We start from the raw sequence: 15,464 nt of genomic DNA, 5'->3' as shown, positions 1-15,464 counted from the left end.
TTTGCAAATAATTGCGTTTCAGGGTGAGATCGTTCGTGTTAATACGCATAACTTTAAGTTACACTAATCTGTCCTCGAATTATCTGACCTTTACAATTGCGAGCATAGCGTGGCAATCCCCTACCTAAAGAGCGGACCTGCTTATCGGGAATTGCCACGTCGTTCCTCCTCGCAAAAACGCAGCGATGGCTGGGTGAGTCAACTCATCGTCGCCCAAATCAAAAAATCCTAAAATTCTGGTTTACACACCTAAAGGAATGTGTTAACTTCGCGGCATGTATTTTTTATTAAAACCCATCCTGTTTCTGTTCGATCCCGAAAAAGTACATTATTTTGTAACCCGTAACTTAAAACGCTTCAACCGTTTTCCGGGTGGCGCTGCCTTGAGCAGAGCTATTTGGGATGTGAACAATCCGCGACTGGAAAAAGAGGTATTTGGTCTTAAGTTTAAAAACCCGGTAGGACTTGCAGCCGGTTTTGATAAAAATGCCGAACTCATGGGCGAAATGGCCAACATCGGTTTTGGCTTTGTGGAGATAGGCACTGTTACCCCCCTGCCGCAACCCGGCAACCCTAAAACACGGATGTTCCGCTTGCCGGCAGATGGTGCGCTCATCAACCGCATGGGTTTTAATAATTTTGGTGTCGATGTAGCCGCAGAACGCATAGCTACTTTCCGCAGAAATGCTAAGGGTGCTCAAAAGGGACTTATCATCGGTGGTAACATCGGTAAAAACAAGGTTACGCCTAATGAGGAAGCTGTTAACGATTATATCAAATGCTTTGACCGTCTGTTTGATGTGGTTGATTATTTTGTGGTGAATGTAAGTTCGCCCAATACACCGGGCCTGCGCGAATTGCAGGAAAAAGAACCGCTGATGCATCTGCTGAATACACTGCAGCAACGCAATTCAAAAAATGGCATCAGCCGGCCTATTCTCCTGAAAATAGCCCCCGACCTGACCGACTCTCAGTTGGATGATATTGTGGATATTGTACAGCAAACCGGTATAGCGGGTATTATCGCTACCAATACTACTATCAGTCGTGAAAATTTAACTGCTGCCGAAAGTTTAAAAAATGAAGCGGGTGGCCTGAGTGGCAAACCTTTAACCAAACGCTCTACCGAGGTGATCCGTTACTTGCACCAAAAGTCAAACGGCTCGTTCCCTATTATTGGGGTAGGCGGCATACATTCTGCTGATGATGCTATCGAAAAACTACAGGCCGGCGCATCGCTGGTGCAGCTGTATACCGGCTTTATTTATGAAGGGCCTGGATTGATAGGGCGGATCAATAAAAAGTTATTGTCTTGAATCTGAATTGATAGAATGAGGATGTCTGAATCAGGATTTTCAGAATTAAAGAATTCTCAGAATTTTTTCCATTACTCAATTATGTTAATTCAAAAATTCTGAAAATCCTGATTCAGACATAAAAAAACCTCTTGTTTCTGAAACAAGAGGTTTTTACAAGATCTTTTCAAGCACCGTTAAGCGCTTAAAAACAGAAAAAATTATTTCGCGGCAGCAGCTTTTGCTAAAACTTCGTTGTTTTTAGCTATCTGGCTGTGTTTTGACTCAGCAGAACGGCTTCCGTACTCCAGGTTGGTAGCCAGTTTCAAAAACTGAACTTCTAAACGTGAAGTAGTTTTGTTTTTTCTATCTTTTCTTTTTAAACGAGTAACGCCCATGGTGTTGTATTTTAAATTTTTTTAAACCCTTGAGGTCGGGAGCGGATTCGAACCGCTGTAAAAGGTTTTGCAGACCTCTGCCTAGCCACTCGGCCACCCGACCATTTTTTAAGGACTGCAAAAATAGTAATTTATTTTTTGGAAAGCCAACATTTATTTCATTGAATTTCTTTTTATTTCAGAACAGAGTATCGCCGTAGCTATCGCCACGTTTAATGATTCGGCATTTCCGGCCCTGGGAATGGTTACGGCGGTGGTTATCAACTGTTCAATGGCGGCGCTGATACCATTGCCTTCATTACCCATCACCAGCAGGCCTTCGGCGCCAAAATGAGTATTGTACATGTTTTGCCCATTTAGCATGGCACCAAATATAGGTAGTTTGATCTGCGGCAGCATATTTAAAAGATCGGCATAATGTACATTAACACGCGCCAGGGAACCCATGGTAGCCTGCACTACTTTGGGGTTGTATACATCAACGGTATCTTCAGAACAGATAATATCCTGTATGCCAAACCAATCGGCCGTGCGGATAATGGTGCCCATATTGCCCGGGTCCTGCACGCTATCCAGTACCAGCGAAAATTTTTTTTCGAGCGCTTTATAATTTAATACCGCCCATATTGGTATCTTGACCAAACCAATTACCTCTTGCGGTGTTTTCAGTGTGCTGATTTTTTGGAGTTCATTTAATGAAATTTCCTGAAAGTTTATTTTTCGGGATAAATTCAGCAATTTTGGAGCAATTGCAGGGGTATGGTAAACGGTATCAACCTGGTAGGCAGAGTTTATAAATTCCGTAACCGATTTGTAACCCTCAACCATAAATAAACCATGTTCCCTGCGAAATTTTTTATGTTGTAAGGATGATAATAAACTGATTTGTGATTTTGAAAGCATATATAAACCCTGCTGTTTTCCGCCTTACAATATTAAGTATTTTGCTGCTCATTATTGGGTCGGGCTGTAGCAGTACCCGTGGTTTAAAAAAAAACCAGGTAATAGTGCGCAAAATCACCATTAAAGGTATTGATAAGGAATTTGCCGAAGCGGCTGTAAATTATGTAGATAAGGAGCAGCAGCCCAATAACTGGCTCGACCTTCAATTTTATTACACCTTTAACAAAAACGGCAAACGTAATTTTGGCACAGCACCCTCCATCCTGGATAGTAACCTGGTGGAGTTTTCGCGTTTTCAGATAGAAAGATATATCCAGAACCGTGGCTATCTGAAAGCCAAGGTAACGGATAGCATTGTTGTTAAAAAACAAAAGGCCGAGCTGGTTTTTACCGCGCAGGAGGGCCCTATGTTCCGGATACGGAAGGTATCAGATAGTATTGCCGATAGAAACATTAAAAATTTATTCGACGCCAACCGTGTTAAGATATCCCACATTTCGCCGGGGGCACGTTTTGATACCGATAGCCTGGCCCATGACCGGGATGAGATATACTCGCTGATGAAGCGGAATGGTTACTTTGATTTTTACAGGCAGTATGTGAGTTTTGATTACGACTCCACCTTTAATAATAGCGTGGTTGATGTTAAAATGATCATTGATAACCCGGCAGGTAAAAAGGAGCACCCAGTTTACACCCTCAATAATACGCTGGTTACCATTTCGCGCAGTAGCGGCCGCACAACAGGTAAGGCCGACACTTTGCAGGTTGATTCGCAATTCAGGTTTGTTGACTTCTCGGGCCGTTTTAAGCCGAGGGTAGTAAAGGATTATGATTTTCTTCGGAAGGGGGAGCTTTATAATATAGATAAGCAAACATTAACCACTACCAGGCTTTCGGAATTAAATGTTTTCCGTAATGTGCCCAATCCCACTTATTCAAAATTGGCCGATAGCTCCAACCGGCTCAATACGCAGATAGATATTGTGCCGCTCAAAAAAATGTCAGACCATGTGGAGGGCGAGATCCTGTTTAGCGGCGGGCGTTTTGGTTATAACATAGGTAACACCTTCACCAACCGTAATGTGTTTAAACAGGCTGCTATATTACAGGTAAAATTAAACTGGAGTATTTTATTTGATAATGGGCATAGCATCCAAAACCAGGAGCTGAGGGCAGGGGTTAACCTGATCTATCCCCGTATCTTAACACCGTTTGATTTTCCATTGTTGGGTAAATTTGGTGTACCGCATACAACATTCTCCAGTAACTATTCATTGTTTTATCAAAAAGGCCTGGTAAGGCGCGAGAGTTTTATCAACTCAATTACCTATGATTTTTTTGAAACCGGGCGTAAACAACATACCATTACACCTATCAGTGTCGAATTTTCACGGGGTATACTTGATCCCGCAGCCAGAGATACTTTGATCAGCCAAAACAGGCTTTCGTATGTGCGGCTAATTGGTCGTACTACATTTACCACGGGTAGCCAGTATACTTTTCAGTATAACGCTCTTGAACTAAACTCTTATAAGAATTTTACCTATTTCCGCGGTAGTTTAGATATTGGGGGTAATTTTCTGAGCCTGGCAAGCAGCGTGTTTAATACCTCAAGAGATGCGGATAATGAGCGTAAAGTATTTGGCTATACTTTTTCGCAATATGCCAAAACCGAACTGGACTTGCGTATTTATAAAACGCTGGGTGGGGAACGGCAATTTATATTCCGTATAAATCCGGGTATTGGTATCCCTTACGGTAACAGTGATCAATTGATATTTGAAAAAAACTTTTATACCGGTGGCGCTAATGATATAAGGGCGTGGCTGCCACGTACCTTAGGTCCGGGACAGTTTAACCGTGGTACCTTTTATGGCGATAATTATAATACCCGCGCAGGTTTAAAATATCTTGATCAGTTTGGAGAAATAAAAATAATTGGCAATGCCGAATACCGGTATACCATAGCCAATAACTTTTGGGGAGCCAAATTAAAGGGAGCGGTATTTATGGATGCCGGCAACGTATGGCGTTTAGGCAAAAAGGCCGAAAATCCGGATGGTGAGTTCCGGTTTAATAATTTGCTGCAATCCACCGCGGTAGGTGTAGGTACAGGTTTACGGTTCGACCTCGGCTTCTTTATCTTCAGGCTCGACGCGGCATTTAAATTTAAAGATCCACAGTTTAACGGCTCCGATCAGTGGGTACTCATCAAACACTTTGGTGAATTATTTAGTGATGGCCCGTTTAAGAAGGCTTATCTCCAAAACAATGCCACCAGCAAAGATGCCAGTGGAAAAGTTACGGCAGGCGACAGCTACAACTTTATGCAGCTGAATTTTGGTATCGGGCTACCGTTTTAATTAATTAATTATTGAATTATTGAATTAGGCTAATTGCTGAATTAATGATTTATTGATTTTCCAGGTTTTCAACTTTCGGCTTTCAGCTTATCTAAAAAATTCCCTTCAGGCCATCAATAATACTTTCAAAAAAGGTGGGCATACTCAGGCCGTTGTGATAGTTGAAATACAGAAATATGCAAAATATCACCACCGCTATAATAATAAACCGCTTAAACATATAGGCCAGCAGTACCAGCGCCAGCGGAATGGCTACCAGTAATATCCAACTGATATGGAAGGGGCTTAGTTTACTATCATGTTTATAAATGTAATACAGGATGGCATGTGTACCACTGTCGTTCATGTGTTTGGCATATAAAAAGGCAGAGCGATCAAGCTTGTGGCGATAAAAGGCGGTTCCCTTTTCAAATTTGAGCTGTTCCTGGAAACCGTTCATCACAAAGGTGAATACCCCGTTTACATCTTCCTGTATCACACCGGCGGTATCGGTGGCAACTACGGCAACCTCGTCAACAGCAAAAGGGTTTTCTTTTACAACAAAGTGATTTATGGCGATGGATTTTGCAAAGCCAAAGCTATGAGCCGCCGTAATAAGGCATAGTAAAAGGAATAGTTTTTTCATTTTTTTAATTGGCCGGTTTATTCCCGGATAAAAATGTACGCAATAAAAATAGTGTTTTAAAGCGGTTGGTTCAAGAAAATATATGCCTGCATTTAATGGTCGGGTAAAAGTTACACGGACAGTAAAACTATAACAGGCTTTAGGGTATTTTGTTGAATTTGTAGGGCTAGTATATCTAAGTGAAACTTTTCGGGCGGCGGTCAGTAGTCATTTAATAATTTACAATGCCGTTATGCAGGCTTCATCACTAAAACATTAAAATGTATTAGTTTAGCCGCCAGTGCAAATAGCACTTCATAAAAATGATCAAAGCATATAAATTATATACCGGGGCCGATGGCAACTCACATGTGCAAACAGGCAGCGTAGCCGAAGCTCAATTTAACGAAGCTTTATCTGTGCGTTTCCAGGAGTCGCCGCCGCATTCATTTTTCGACTGGCACAATGCCCCAACCAATCAATACGTGATCACCTTATTGGGTACATTGGAATTTGAGACTCGTACCGGCGAAACGTTTATATTAAAACCAGGCGAAATACTGATAGCCACCGATACCACCGGCACAGCCCATAAATGGCGCCTGATCAACGATGAGCCCTGGCGCCGCGTTTATGTAACGTTTGAACAGGAAAACCAAGTGAATTTTATACCCGATGTTGAGTCGTAAGTCCGAAGTCCTGAGTCTAAAGTCAGGAAAGCGAAGGTTTTTGATTTACGACCTCGAACTCAAAACTTCGGACTAACGACTTAAAAACTATTTTATCCGCACATAAATACTGCCGTAACCATCGGCTATGTCTATATCGTGTAAGTACAGCGTATCATTCCTGATCAGCAGGGATTGGTCGAACCCATTGCCTCCTGTTTTCAGTACATCGATAGGTTGCGGGTTAGATTTGATGTTCCTCACGATAGAAAATTTACCCTGCGCGGCTACCGTATCTTTTCTGTAAAAACGGAAGGTACTATCGTCATTAAACTGATAACGTTGGGTAAAACCGGAGCTTTGGGGTGTTATGGTAAAGCCACCGATACCACCTACTGATTTAACCCATCGCCATTGCCCCATAACAGATGTTGACGCCGGGAGTTTGCCCTTATTACAAGCGCTCGCGCTGCATAAGATCAGCGCTGTGATCATTAAAAAAAATTGTTTCATAATGTAAGGTTTATATCATGTAATTACGGAGATGGCCGCCCGAACGATACATGACGCTGATTTAAACTACATAATTGTTTGTATAAATGATACCTGTTTGTAAATTACGGGCAAATTCTTTTTGTACCCTGATATCATGATTATTGTTATTCAATGTAAAGACCAGGTTGGTTTGGTAGGTTCCATAGCTACTATACTGGCCAAACATCAGCTCAATATAGTTTCCATGCGCGAACATGTGGATAAAGCCGAAGATGTTTTCTTTGTGCGCCTGGAAGTGGAGGATGGCGATACCAACGGATTGGAGTATACATTGAAAGACGTGTTACCTGCCGGTGCTATTATATCGGTAAATCCTACGCCGCATAAAAAAATAGTGGTGATGGTAACCAAAGAGTATCATTGCCTGGCCGATATCCTGATCCGCAATTATTTTAACACGTTGGGTGCAACGGTGCAATGCGTAATAGGTAATCACGCTACCCTGCAAAATATTTGCGAACGCTTTGATATGCCTTTTTACCACCTGTCGCATGAGCAGTACGGCCGTGAAGAGCTGGAGCAGCAAATGGCCGATGTGATACAGCAATACAATCCGGATTATATTGTGCTGGCCAAGTTTATGCGTATCCTGTCGCCTGCATTTGTAGCCCGGTTCCCGATGCGGATCATTAATATCCATCACTCATTTTTACCGGCGTTTATCGGGGCCAATCCTTATAAGCAGGCTTTTGAACGTGGGGTGAAACTGATTGGTGCGACAGCCCATTTCGTATCCAACGAGCTGGACGAAGGTCCTATCATCGCCCAGCAGATCATCCCGGTAAATCACTCGTTTACGGCGGCTACCATGGTAAAAGCCGGCCAGGAAATTGAAACTGCCGTATTAGCCAATGCACTTAAACTGGTTATTGAAGACCGTGTTTTTGTTTACGGGAATAAAACCGTTGTTTTTGGGTAGGGAAAACGAATAAAAAATAGGGTGTCATGATGGGCCCCGTCGAACCATGGTGGGCAGGGCGTCTTCGACAAGCTCAGACTGACAGGCCTTTTTACAGTTTAGTAATTTATTTCGTTAATTAACGCTTGTTTAATACACAGGCCTTATTTTCGCCGCCTGTTCATATTTATCAAATCATCATGAAAAAACTCTTTTTTCTTTTAATCCTGGCTATCGCTACTTGTACTGCCGGGTTTGCCCAGCAATTTACGGTAGCTACTTACAATATGCGTAATGATAATGCCAGTAATGGCGATTCTGTACGCGGCAACGGGTGGAAACAACGCTTGCCCGTGATTATAAAGCTTATCCAGTTTCATGACTTTGATATATTTGGTACACAGGAATGCCTTATCCATCAACTACAGGGCCTTAAGGCCAGTATGCCTAATTATGCCTACACTGGTATAGGCCGCGATGACGGTAAAACCGAAGGCGAGTTCTCGGCCATTTTTTATAAAACCACCAAATTTAAGCTGCTAACCCATGGCGATTTTTGGCTGGCTCCCATTACCGATAAGCCCAACAAAGGCTGGGACGCCGCCTTGCCGCGGATTTGCTCATGGGGATCTTTCCAGGAGATCAAAACGGGCTATAAATTCTATTACTTTAACCTGCATATGGATCATATTGGTGTGGTGGCCCGCAGGGAAAGCGCTAAACTGGTTTTAACCAAAATCAAAGCTATCGCAGGCAAAGCCCCGGTTATATTTTCGGGCGATTTTAATGTCGATCAAACTTCTGACAGCTATGCGGTGATCAATACATCGGGCACTTTAAAAGATGCTTATGAGTTATCACCCATTAAATATGCCGAGAATGGTACTTTCAATAATTTTAACGCCAATACCAAAACTACCTCACGCATCGACCATATATTTTTAACTAAAGATTTTACGGTAAAAAGGTACGGGATACTGACCGACAGCTATCGTGGAAAAGCAAAGGAGGGGGATAAATACGAGGCCAAACTGCCTTCTGACCATTTCCCGGTAATGATAGTGGTGGATCATAAATGACCCACCACACCAGAGATATAGTTGATATAGTATAAGACTCCTTTATTCTACAATAAGCGTAGCGATGGAGTGAGGCAGGCTGGTTGTTTTAGCGGCCTTGCCTTTTATCCATAAGTTGTATTCAATTTTTTCGTCGGTTTTGTTCATCACCACCACGGCCAGTTTTCCATCGGTGTTGAGGTAAGCGGTGGTTAACAGTTTATCCCTGCTGGCTACCGCGCTTACGCGTTTGGCACCCGGGCGGATAAATTTTGAGAAGTGCCCCAGGTAATAGTATGAGCTGGTATAGATGAGGTTGCCGGTTTGCGTATCGGCATGTACCGGTGCAAAGCAAAAGTTACCTACGTGGTTTGGTCCGCCTTTTTCATCAAGCAGGATGTTCCAGTCGGTCCAGGCTACAGTGCCGGCATTAAAATCGTTGATCATGGACAGGCCGTATCTTTCGCCCATTGCCCAGTCATTAATTTTGGCAAAATCATACTTTTCGATGCAGCCCTCTGTAAAGATCAGGTTTTTATCGGGGAATGATTCATGTACGCGGCGGGTACTTTCAAATTGCTGACCCGCTCCTGTCCAGGTTTCATACCAGTGGAAACCTACACCCCAGATGTATTTGGCAGCCTCAGGATCTTCCAGTATGGTGCTGGCGCGTTGGTAAAGTAAATCGCGGTTATGATCCCATACAATCAGTTTCTTTTCGGCCAGGCCTTGTTTGTGCAAAGTTGGACCCAGGAAGTTCTTTACAAAATCGCGCTCCTCTTCGGCGGTGAACATGCACGACTCCCATTTTTGTTTGGCCATAGGCTCGTTTTGTACCGAAAGGCCCCATACCGGGATACCTTCTTTTTCATAGGCTTTGATAAATTTCACAAAGAAATTGGCCCAGCTTTGGTCAAACTCAGGTTTTAATTTACCGCCGTGCAGTACATCATTATTATCTTTCATAAAAGCCGGTGGGCTCCATGGCGAAACAAACAGGTTTAGCTTGCCGCCTGCCGCCGCTATAGCCGCTTTAATAAAAGGGATGCGGTAGGTTTTGTCATGACTGATATCGAAAGTTTTCAGATCAGCATCCCCCTCTTTTACGTAGCTGTAACTATCACTTGAGAAATCGCAGCTTTGGATATTGGTGCGGGCCAGTGTGTAACCAATGCCTTTGTCTTTATCGTAATAGGCAGTTAAAAACTCTTTTTGCTTATCCTTTGGCAGCTTGGCGAATACCTCGGCCGATGCATCGGTTAAAGCAGCGCCTACGCCCATCATGGTTTGGAATGTTTTAGCCGGATCAACAAAAACAGCAACCTCTGTTTCGGCGGGTTGGGGTTTGTCTGTAAACTGAAGTGTTTCGGTTGGTGTAAGCTTATAGCCTGCTTCTTTTTCAGATACAATTACCTTTACCGATTTGTTGCTGACAGAAAACGGAGCCTGCGCATGTACAACTCCGGTTTTTACCAGGCCGCCCGCTATAAAACAGGCAATTAAAAATTTTTTCTTCATGGATTTATAGTATAGAATGCCGGTTTGAATAACGCTGAAAATGGACGTTTCCGGCAATCCAAATTTATTAAAGTTAATGAGAATAAAGCAAGCTGAATGATATAAATAATTGATTTATAGTAACTTGGTGTGAAATTGATACGGTTTAATACCATGCTTATTTAATGGCAAAAAATCTCATAATCAGTCTGTTCCGTTTGGTGTAGCCGAGCCTGAATAAAATTTTGATGCGCTTAAATACAAAAATTTAATGGTGATTAAATAAGAAGCTTTTGATGATGTAATTGCCTATCAGTATCCGCTCCCGCGAGATTAGCGTAAGCATATCTCGTGGAGGGCATGTGGTAAGCTTCCAGCTTACGTCAGCTGAAAACTGAGGCATGCATGCCCCGGGCTTCGCGGATAGAGTGAATTTTCTCCGCGCGTCATTGCGAGGTACGAAGCAATCTCTATGCTTTACAGGGTGACTCTGCTTATCGGGGATTATCAATGTTGTGTTTGTTTTTATTGGTATTAATGAACTCCCTCCGGTCGGTTGTCTTCGTACCTCGCAATGACGCGTGTATTAAAAAGTGTAGACTGGTGAGTAGGCTCTGCATCATGCTATTGCTTAACAAAGCTTCAATTACTTTTGCGCCTTGATCTCTTCCTCTATCCGCAAGCTTTCTTTGTGTATAGCGTTCATCAGTTCGGTTACAAAAGTTTCTGATAACCCTTCCTTTTTACCGGCTTCGATGCTTTTTTCGATCACCTGTTTAAAACGATCGGCTTGCAGGGCGGGGATATTGTTTTGTGCTTTGTAAACACCAATTTCTTTTACCACCCTTTCGCGTTCGCCCAGCAGGGCTATCAAAGCTTTATCCAAAGAGTCGATCTTTTTGCGGCTTATCTGCAGGGTTTGGTCGTTGCCTTTTGGAGTTTTCATTGGTGCTGTTTGTGCGCTAACTAAACTATAACTAAACAGGGCTAATAATAATAAGCCAAACACACGGCTGTATAATTTTATTTTCATGTCTTTTTAACCTATAAACCGGCTAATTATTATCAATGTTTTCAATTATGCATAAAAAAAGCAGGTATAACTATACCTGCTTTTTAGATAACTCCTATGAGTTATCGCCCATCGGCGTTGTGGCCGTGTCTGATCATGTCTTTAACCGCCAGGGCCAAAAATCCCTTGTCGGCTTCGCCAAGCATAGTTTGTTTGCCGCCGTCGTTTATTTCATAAGTGATCTTGCCATGATAGTCGCTCTCGGCAACCAGCTGTTTGCCATCCCGCGAGTATTTTACATAGCCATTGGGTGAAATGCTTTGAATACCGGTGCCATCGGGCGTAAAATAGGTTTGGCCCACATATTCTATTCTTACCGTTAAACCATTTGCATTTTCCACAATAGTAGTATGTCTTTTGCCAAATCTGCAGGCAGTTACCGATAAAAGGATACCCATAACCGCTATTAATTGTAGTTTTTTCATGATATAAATTTTTAGTGATTTAAAAGTTGTTGATTTTCCTGTAATGAAACCAGTCTGATGAGCCCTACACTCAAACCCATGAACCAAACCGACCAGCCCAAATGCGCAAACCGCTGAATAAGGCCCGGATAAACATTTTCAATAGCAGGTACAAAGCGTAAAAATATAAGCAGCATGAGTGACAGGCTGATTAAGGAAATTATTCTGACCGATACCAGCTCTTGTCTGCCCCGCCATAAAATGACAACCAGTAAAGCGCCCAGGTATAACAGTAAAAAAATGGGCCCCGAAGCAGAATGAAGATGATTGCCTGCGTGAAACATGGCAACCCAGCCCATCATCAAAGTAAACGCGGGCAGTGTAAATACTGGGATAAGGTTAAGGCCTAATTGTTTACAGGCCCCATAAACACCCATGATAAAAAACATACTTAAAATGGCGCCAAACATGGTTAGGGTTGCCATTAAAGGTTCGGATCGGGTACCCATGGCGCCGAGCTCGCTAACAGTATTACTCAGGTGGTTATAGTTACCATGAATAAAACCGCATATGATGGTGGAGGCCCAAAAAATTATCGGGATAATAATGCCTGTGTATAGTAATGTTTTGATGTTCATGATAGTTAAGGTTAAAAATTAAAACAAATATATATAAAACATGGTACTATACAATACATAGTACTGTATATTTTTTTATTATTTGCTGCAACCTATTGATATGAGGGCGCGTCATATAAAGCGTATATGCTATTAATACTATGCTAAATGGATAGAATAAATGGCTCAAAAGCGAACATTCTGTACGGATACGGACGATTTATTTAATATTTTTTGTATTTAATTCATTGTAAATGAATTATTTATAATAGTGGCACGTATTTTATCATAAAGTTTACTATACCTATAACTTATTTAAACCCGTTTGCGAAATGAATACAGAAGACCGTATCTGGCATCTGATGATAAAAAGGCTCACCCACGAAGCCTCTGCAAAGGAGTTACAGGAGTTGGATACATTGCTCAATGAAAATCCGGATTTTAAGAACAGCGTTAGACTCATGTTGGAGTGGTGGGAGCCCGGAGCAGTGCAGGAGAGTCCGGAAGAGTATAGCTATTATCTTTTTAAAAAGATCCTCAAACGTATCCGGGAAGCGGAAGCAAACGCCAAACCAGCTAACCCTTATAAAGAAACAGGTACCGGTTATTCTGAACCGGGCTTTAAAAAAAAAGTACCAGGCAATCCAATTGATAACTTTGTAAGCCATTTTACCATGATAAAAAATTACTTGAAAATCGCGCTAAGACAATTGCTCAAACAGAAAATGTACGCGGCCATTAAAGTTGGTGGTTTTGCGTTGAGCATTGCCGCCTGCCTGCTTATCGCCCTGTATATAAGGGAGGAGCTGAGCTTTGATAAAAGTTACCCGGATGCCAACCGTATTTACCGGATAGTAGGGCAATACAATTTTGATCAGGTTCATGAAAAAGGAGTTGACTGGCCAGCGGTAATGGGGCGGACAATAAAATCTGATTTTCCGGAAGTGGAGCAATTTGGCCGCTTAATGCCCAACTCGCTTTTTTGGGGCGCCGGGAGCAATGAGCTAAAACGGAGCGATGCCCCCGAAAATACACATGAGGAAGGGTTCGCTTATGCCGATCAAACTTTGCTTGATATATTAAAACTGCCTATGGTTTATGGCGATGCCGCTCATGCGCTTAGCGAGCCTTATACCATGCTGATATCAAAAAGCAAGGCCGATAAATATTTTCCCGGTCAAAACCCGGTTGGTAAGGTGATGTACCTGAACAATAATAAAAGTAAGGCCTATAAAATTGGCGGTGTGATGCAGGATATCCCGGCCACATCTCACCTGCACCAATATAACTTTTTGCTAACCCTTGCCGGTGTGGAATTTTGGAACGGCGAGCAAACTACCTGGCAGGCCAGCAATTACCACGTTTATGTTAAACTAAAACCGGGAACTAATGCCGCCGGGTTTAGTAAAAAGATAACCCATGCGGTAATCAACAATTATTATATCCCCGATATGATTAAGAGCGGGGACAAGAACGCGTCAAAAATTGCGGCAGCATTAAGTATGTATGCGCAAAATGTTCAGGACATCAACCTCCGGTCATATGACATTCATGATGGCGAATCGCATGGTGATATCCGTTTCATTTGGCTATTTGGCGCTGTGGCGGGTTTTATATTGGTTATAGCCTGTATCAATTTTATCAATCTTTCTACCGCTAAATCGGCCAACCGGGCTAAGGAGGTTGGTTTACGCAAGGTGGTAGGTTCGCAACGCAGCGGTTTAATCAGTCAGTTTTTAACCGAATCTTTATTATACAGTTTCTTTTCCTTCATCTTGGGTTTAATACTGGCTGTTGTACTGCTGCCTTATTTTAATGTACTGGCATCAAAATCATTAACTATACCCTGGCAGCAGTGGTGGCTGTTACCAACAGTATTGGTATCGGCTGTTCTGATTGGTGTAGTTGCGGGAATCTATCCCGCATTCTACCTGTCGGGCTTTAAGCCTGCCGAAGTGTTGAAAGGCAAGCTGAGTACAGGCGCTAAAAGCTCTGGATTGCGTAACGGGCTTGTTGTTTTTCAGTTCACCACATCCATCATTCTCATCATCAGCACATTTATTATTTACAACCAGATGCAATTCATCCTCAATAAAAAGGTTGGGTTTGAAAAAGACCAGGTAGTGATGATTCAAGGAACCAATACCTTGCAGGATAATGAAGTAAAGAGCTTTAAGAATGAACTGTTAAAACTGCAAGCAGTAAAAAGCGTATCCATCAGCGATTTTTTACCGGTGGCCGGAACTAAACGCAACGGTAACGAATTTTTTAATGAAGGAAGGGTTAAAGTGGATGTTGGCGTTGGCAGCCAGTTTTGGGATGTGGATGAAGATTATATCAAAACCTTTGGTATGAAGCTGGTTGCCGGTCGTAATTTTAACCCGGCCATGAAAACCGATTCGCAGGCGGTGATCATCAATCAAAATTTGGCGCAAAAACTCAACCTTAAAAATCCGATAGGTAAAAGGATAGTGAATTATGGCGCGCCGAAGGAGATCATCGGTGTGGTGCAGGATTTTAATTTTGAGTCATTGCGCGATGGGATTAGTCCGTTAGTAATGCATTTAAGTACCAGCAATTCCATCGTATCGGTAAAAGTAAAAACCGGCGACATGAAAAATACGCTGGCCGAGATCACCCGCACCTGGAAAAGCTTTTCGCCCAATCAACCCATACGTTACACCTTTATGGATGAACGTTTTGCCGGCATGTATGCCGATGTGCAGCGCATGGGGCGCATATTTACCAGTTTTGCCATACTGGCCATTATTATAGCCTGCCTTGGCTTGTTTGCCCTGGCGGCCTATATGGCCGAGCAGCGGAGCAAGGAGATCGGGATCCGCAAGGTGCTGGGTGCCAGTATTGGCAACATCACTACGTTGCTATCGCTTAATTTTATCAAGCTGGTATTTATAGCTATTATCATAGCATCGCCCATAGCCTGGTGGGCCATGACCAAGTGGCTGCAGGATTTTACCTACCGTATTCCTATTGGCTGGGAAGTGTTTGTATTTGCTGGCGTAGTTGCTATCGGGATAGCCCTGTTTACGGTAAGTTTTCAATCTATCAAAGCGGCCATTGCCAACCCTGTTAAAAGCCTCAGAAGCGAGTAACCCATCTTAACCTGTC

Annotated in this window: 14 protein-coding genes and 1 tRNA gene; 6 read left to right on the top strand and 9 right to left on the bottom strand. The window is 42.7% G+C overall.

Going from position 1 to position 15,464, the window contains the following annotated elements; all coding sequences use genetic code 11:
• The first annotated feature begins 275 nt into the window (after nucleotides 1-275).
• Nucleotides 276-1,316, top strand: coding sequence for a quinone-dependent dihydroorotate dehydrogenase (locus tag FHW89_RS26935; protein ID WP_172338143.1), 1,041 nt, complete (start codon nucleotides 276-278; stop codon nucleotides 1,314-1,316).
• 200 nt (nucleotides 1,317-1,516) lie between these two features.
• Here FHW89_RS26935 and FHW89_RS26930 read toward each other — a convergent pair whose 3' ends face one another.
• The 3 genes from FHW89_RS26930 to FHW89_RS26920 form a co-directional block, all read right to left on the bottom strand.
• Nucleotides 1,517-1,693 carry a spore protein gene (locus FHW89_RS26930; RefSeq protein ID WP_166090535.1) on the bottom strand — a complete coding sequence of 59 codons (177 nt, stop codon included), beginning with the start codon at nucleotides 1,691-1,693 and terminating at the stop codon, nucleotides 1,517-1,519.
• Between the two features lie 32 nt (nucleotides 1,694-1,725).
• Nucleotides 1,726-1,796, bottom strand: a tRNA-Cys gene (locus FHW89_RS26925).
• A gap of 50 nt (nucleotides 1,797-1,846) precedes the next feature.
• Nucleotides 1,847-2,596, bottom strand: a complete 750-nt coding sequence (locus FHW89_RS26920) for an RNA methyltransferase (protein WP_172338142.1) — start codon at nucleotides 2,594-2,596, stop codon at nucleotides 1,847-1,849.
• Between FHW89_RS26920 and FHW89_RS26915 the strand changes: the two genes are divergently transcribed.
• Complete coding sequence (locus FHW89_RS26915) at nucleotides 2,587-4,962, top strand: BamA/TamA family outer membrane protein (protein ID WP_172338141.1); 2,376 nt, start codon at nucleotides 2,587-2,589, stop codon at nucleotides 4,960-4,962. The genes FHW89_RS26920 and FHW89_RS26915 overlap by 10 nt on opposite strands.
• A 91-nt stretch (nucleotides 4,963-5,053) precedes the next feature.
• Here FHW89_RS26915 and FHW89_RS26910 read toward each other — a convergent pair whose 3' ends face one another.
• Entirely contained in the window at nucleotides 5,054-5,587 is a 534-nt protein-coding gene (locus FHW89_RS26910) for a hypothetical protein (RefSeq protein WP_172338140.1), read from the bottom strand.
• 302 nt (nucleotides 5,588-5,889) lie between these two features.
• Here FHW89_RS26910 and FHW89_RS26905 point away from each other — a divergent pair, with 302 nt between their 5' ends.
• Nucleotides 5,890-6,255, top strand: a complete 366-nt coding sequence (locus FHW89_RS26905; protein WP_172338139.1) for a hypothetical protein — start codon at nucleotides 5,890-5,892, stop codon at nucleotides 6,253-6,255.
• An 87-nt stretch (nucleotides 6,256-6,342) separates the two neighbouring features.
• Here FHW89_RS26905 and FHW89_RS26900 read toward each other — a convergent pair whose 3' ends face one another.
• Complete coding sequence (locus FHW89_RS26900; protein ID WP_172338138.1) at nucleotides 6,343-6,747, bottom strand: hypothetical protein; 405 nt, start codon at nucleotides 6,745-6,747, stop codon at nucleotides 6,343-6,345.
• Nucleotides 6,748-6,883: 136 nt separating this feature from the next.
• Between FHW89_RS26900 and purU the strand changes: the two genes are divergently transcribed.
• Together purU and FHW89_RS26890 are read left to right on the top strand one after the other, a co-directional pair.
• On the top strand, nucleotides 6,884-7,708 hold the full coding sequence (gene purU, locus FHW89_RS26895) for a formyltetrahydrofolate deformylase (protein ID WP_172338137.1): 825 nt from the start codon (nucleotides 6,884-6,886) through the stop codon (nucleotides 7,706-7,708).
• Between the two features lie 179 nt (nucleotides 7,709-7,887).
• The gene (locus tag FHW89_RS26890; RefSeq protein WP_172338136.1) at nucleotides 7,888-8,766 is read left to right on the top strand and encodes an endonuclease/exonuclease/phosphatase family protein; all 879 of its coding nucleotides are present in this window, start codon (nucleotides 7,888-7,890) and stop codon (nucleotides 8,764-8,766) included.
• Between the two features lie 42 nt (nucleotides 8,767-8,808).
• On the opposite strand, the gene FHW89_RS26885 is transcribed toward FHW89_RS26890, so the two are convergent.
• The 4 genes from FHW89_RS26885 to FHW89_RS26870 all read right to left on the bottom strand — a co-directional run bounded on the left by FHW89_RS26885 (nucleotide 8,809) and on the right by FHW89_RS26870 (nucleotide 12,356).
• Nucleotides 8,809-10,263, bottom strand: coding sequence for a glycoside hydrolase family 30 protein (locus tag FHW89_RS26885; RefSeq protein ID WP_172338135.1), 1,455 nt, complete (start codon nucleotides 10,261-10,263; stop codon nucleotides 8,809-8,811).
• A 625-nt stretch (nucleotides 10,264-10,888) separates the two neighbouring features.
• Entirely contained in the window at nucleotides 10,889-11,275 is a 387-nt protein-coding gene (locus FHW89_RS26880) for a chorismate mutase (protein WP_172338134.1), read from the bottom strand.
• Between the two features lie 101 nt (nucleotides 11,276-11,376).
• Complete coding sequence (locus FHW89_RS26875; RefSeq protein WP_172338133.1) at nucleotides 11,377-11,739, bottom strand: hypothetical protein; 363 nt, start codon at nucleotides 11,737-11,739, stop codon at nucleotides 11,377-11,379.
• An 11-nt stretch (nucleotides 11,740-11,750) separates the two neighbouring features.
• Nucleotides 11,751-12,356, bottom strand: a complete 606-nt coding sequence (locus tag FHW89_RS26870) for a DUF998 domain-containing protein (protein WP_172338132.1) — start codon at nucleotides 12,354-12,356, stop codon at nucleotides 11,751-11,753.
• Nucleotides 12,357-12,667: 311 nt separating this feature from the next.
• Here FHW89_RS26870 and FHW89_RS26865 point away from each other — a divergent pair, with 311 nt between their 5' ends.
• Nucleotides 12,668-15,448 carry an ABC transporter permease gene (locus FHW89_RS26865; protein WP_253952332.1) on the top strand — a complete coding sequence of 927 codons (2,781 nt, stop codon included), beginning with the start codon at nucleotides 12,668-12,670 and terminating at the stop codon, nucleotides 15,446-15,448.
• The last annotated feature ends 16 nt before the right edge of the window (nucleotides 15,449-15,464 follow it).

This window comes from Mucilaginibacter sp. SG564 (assembly GCF_013149275.1).
In the GTDB taxonomy this organism is placed as follows: Bacteria; Bacteroidota; Bacteroidia; order Sphingobacteriales; family Sphingobacteriaceae; genus Mucilaginibacter.
Note: the sequence above shows the minus strand (reverse complement) of the source record. Positions and strands in the feature narration are given on the sequence as shown.

Coding starts and splice junctions, on each gene's coding strand:
- FHW89_RS26905 (WP_172338139.1), top strand. CDS start 5,890: ATGATCAAAGCATATAAATTATATACCGGGGCCGATGGCAACTCACAT.
- FHW89_RS26865 (WP_253952332.1), top strand. CDS start 12,668: ATGAATACAGAAGACCGTATCTGGCATCTGATGATAAAAAGGCTCACC.
- FHW89_RS26930 (WP_166090535.1), bottom strand. CDS start 1,693: ATGGGCGTTACTCGTTTAAAAAGAAAAGATAGAAAAAACAAAACTACT.
- purU (WP_172338137.1), top strand. CDS start 6,884: ATGATTATTGTTATTCAATGTAAAGACCAGGTTGGTTTGGTAGGTTCC.
- FHW89_RS26935 (WP_172338143.1), top strand. CDS start 276: ATGTATTTTTTATTAAAACCCATCCTGTTTCTGTTCGATCCCGAAAAA.
- FHW89_RS26900 (WP_172338138.1), bottom strand. CDS start 6,747: ATGAAACAATTTTTTTTAATGATCACAGCGCTGATCTTATGCAGCGCG.
- FHW89_RS26880 (WP_172338134.1), bottom strand. CDS start 11,275: ATGAAAATAAAATTATACAGCCGTGTGTTTGGCTTATTATTATTAGCC.
- FHW89_RS26885 (WP_172338135.1), bottom strand. CDS start 10,263: ATGAAGAAAAAATTTTTAATTGCCTGTTTTATAGCGGGCGGCCTGGTA.
- FHW89_RS26890 (WP_172338136.1), top strand. CDS start 7,888: ATGAAAAAACTCTTTTTTCTTTTAATCCTGGCTATCGCTACTTGTACT.
- FHW89_RS26870 (WP_172338132.1), bottom strand. CDS start 12,356: ATGAACATCAAAACATTACTATACACAGGCATTATTATCCCGATAATT.
- FHW89_RS26920 (WP_172338142.1), bottom strand. CDS start 2,596: ATGCTTTCAAAATCACAAATCAGTTTATTATCATCCTTACAACATAAA.
- FHW89_RS26910 (WP_172338140.1), bottom strand. CDS start 5,587: ATGAAAAAACTATTCCTTTTACTATGCCTTATTACGGCGGCTCATAGC.
- FHW89_RS26875 (WP_172338133.1), bottom strand. CDS start 11,739: ATGAAAAAACTACAATTAATAGCGGTTATGGGTATCCTTTTATCGGTA.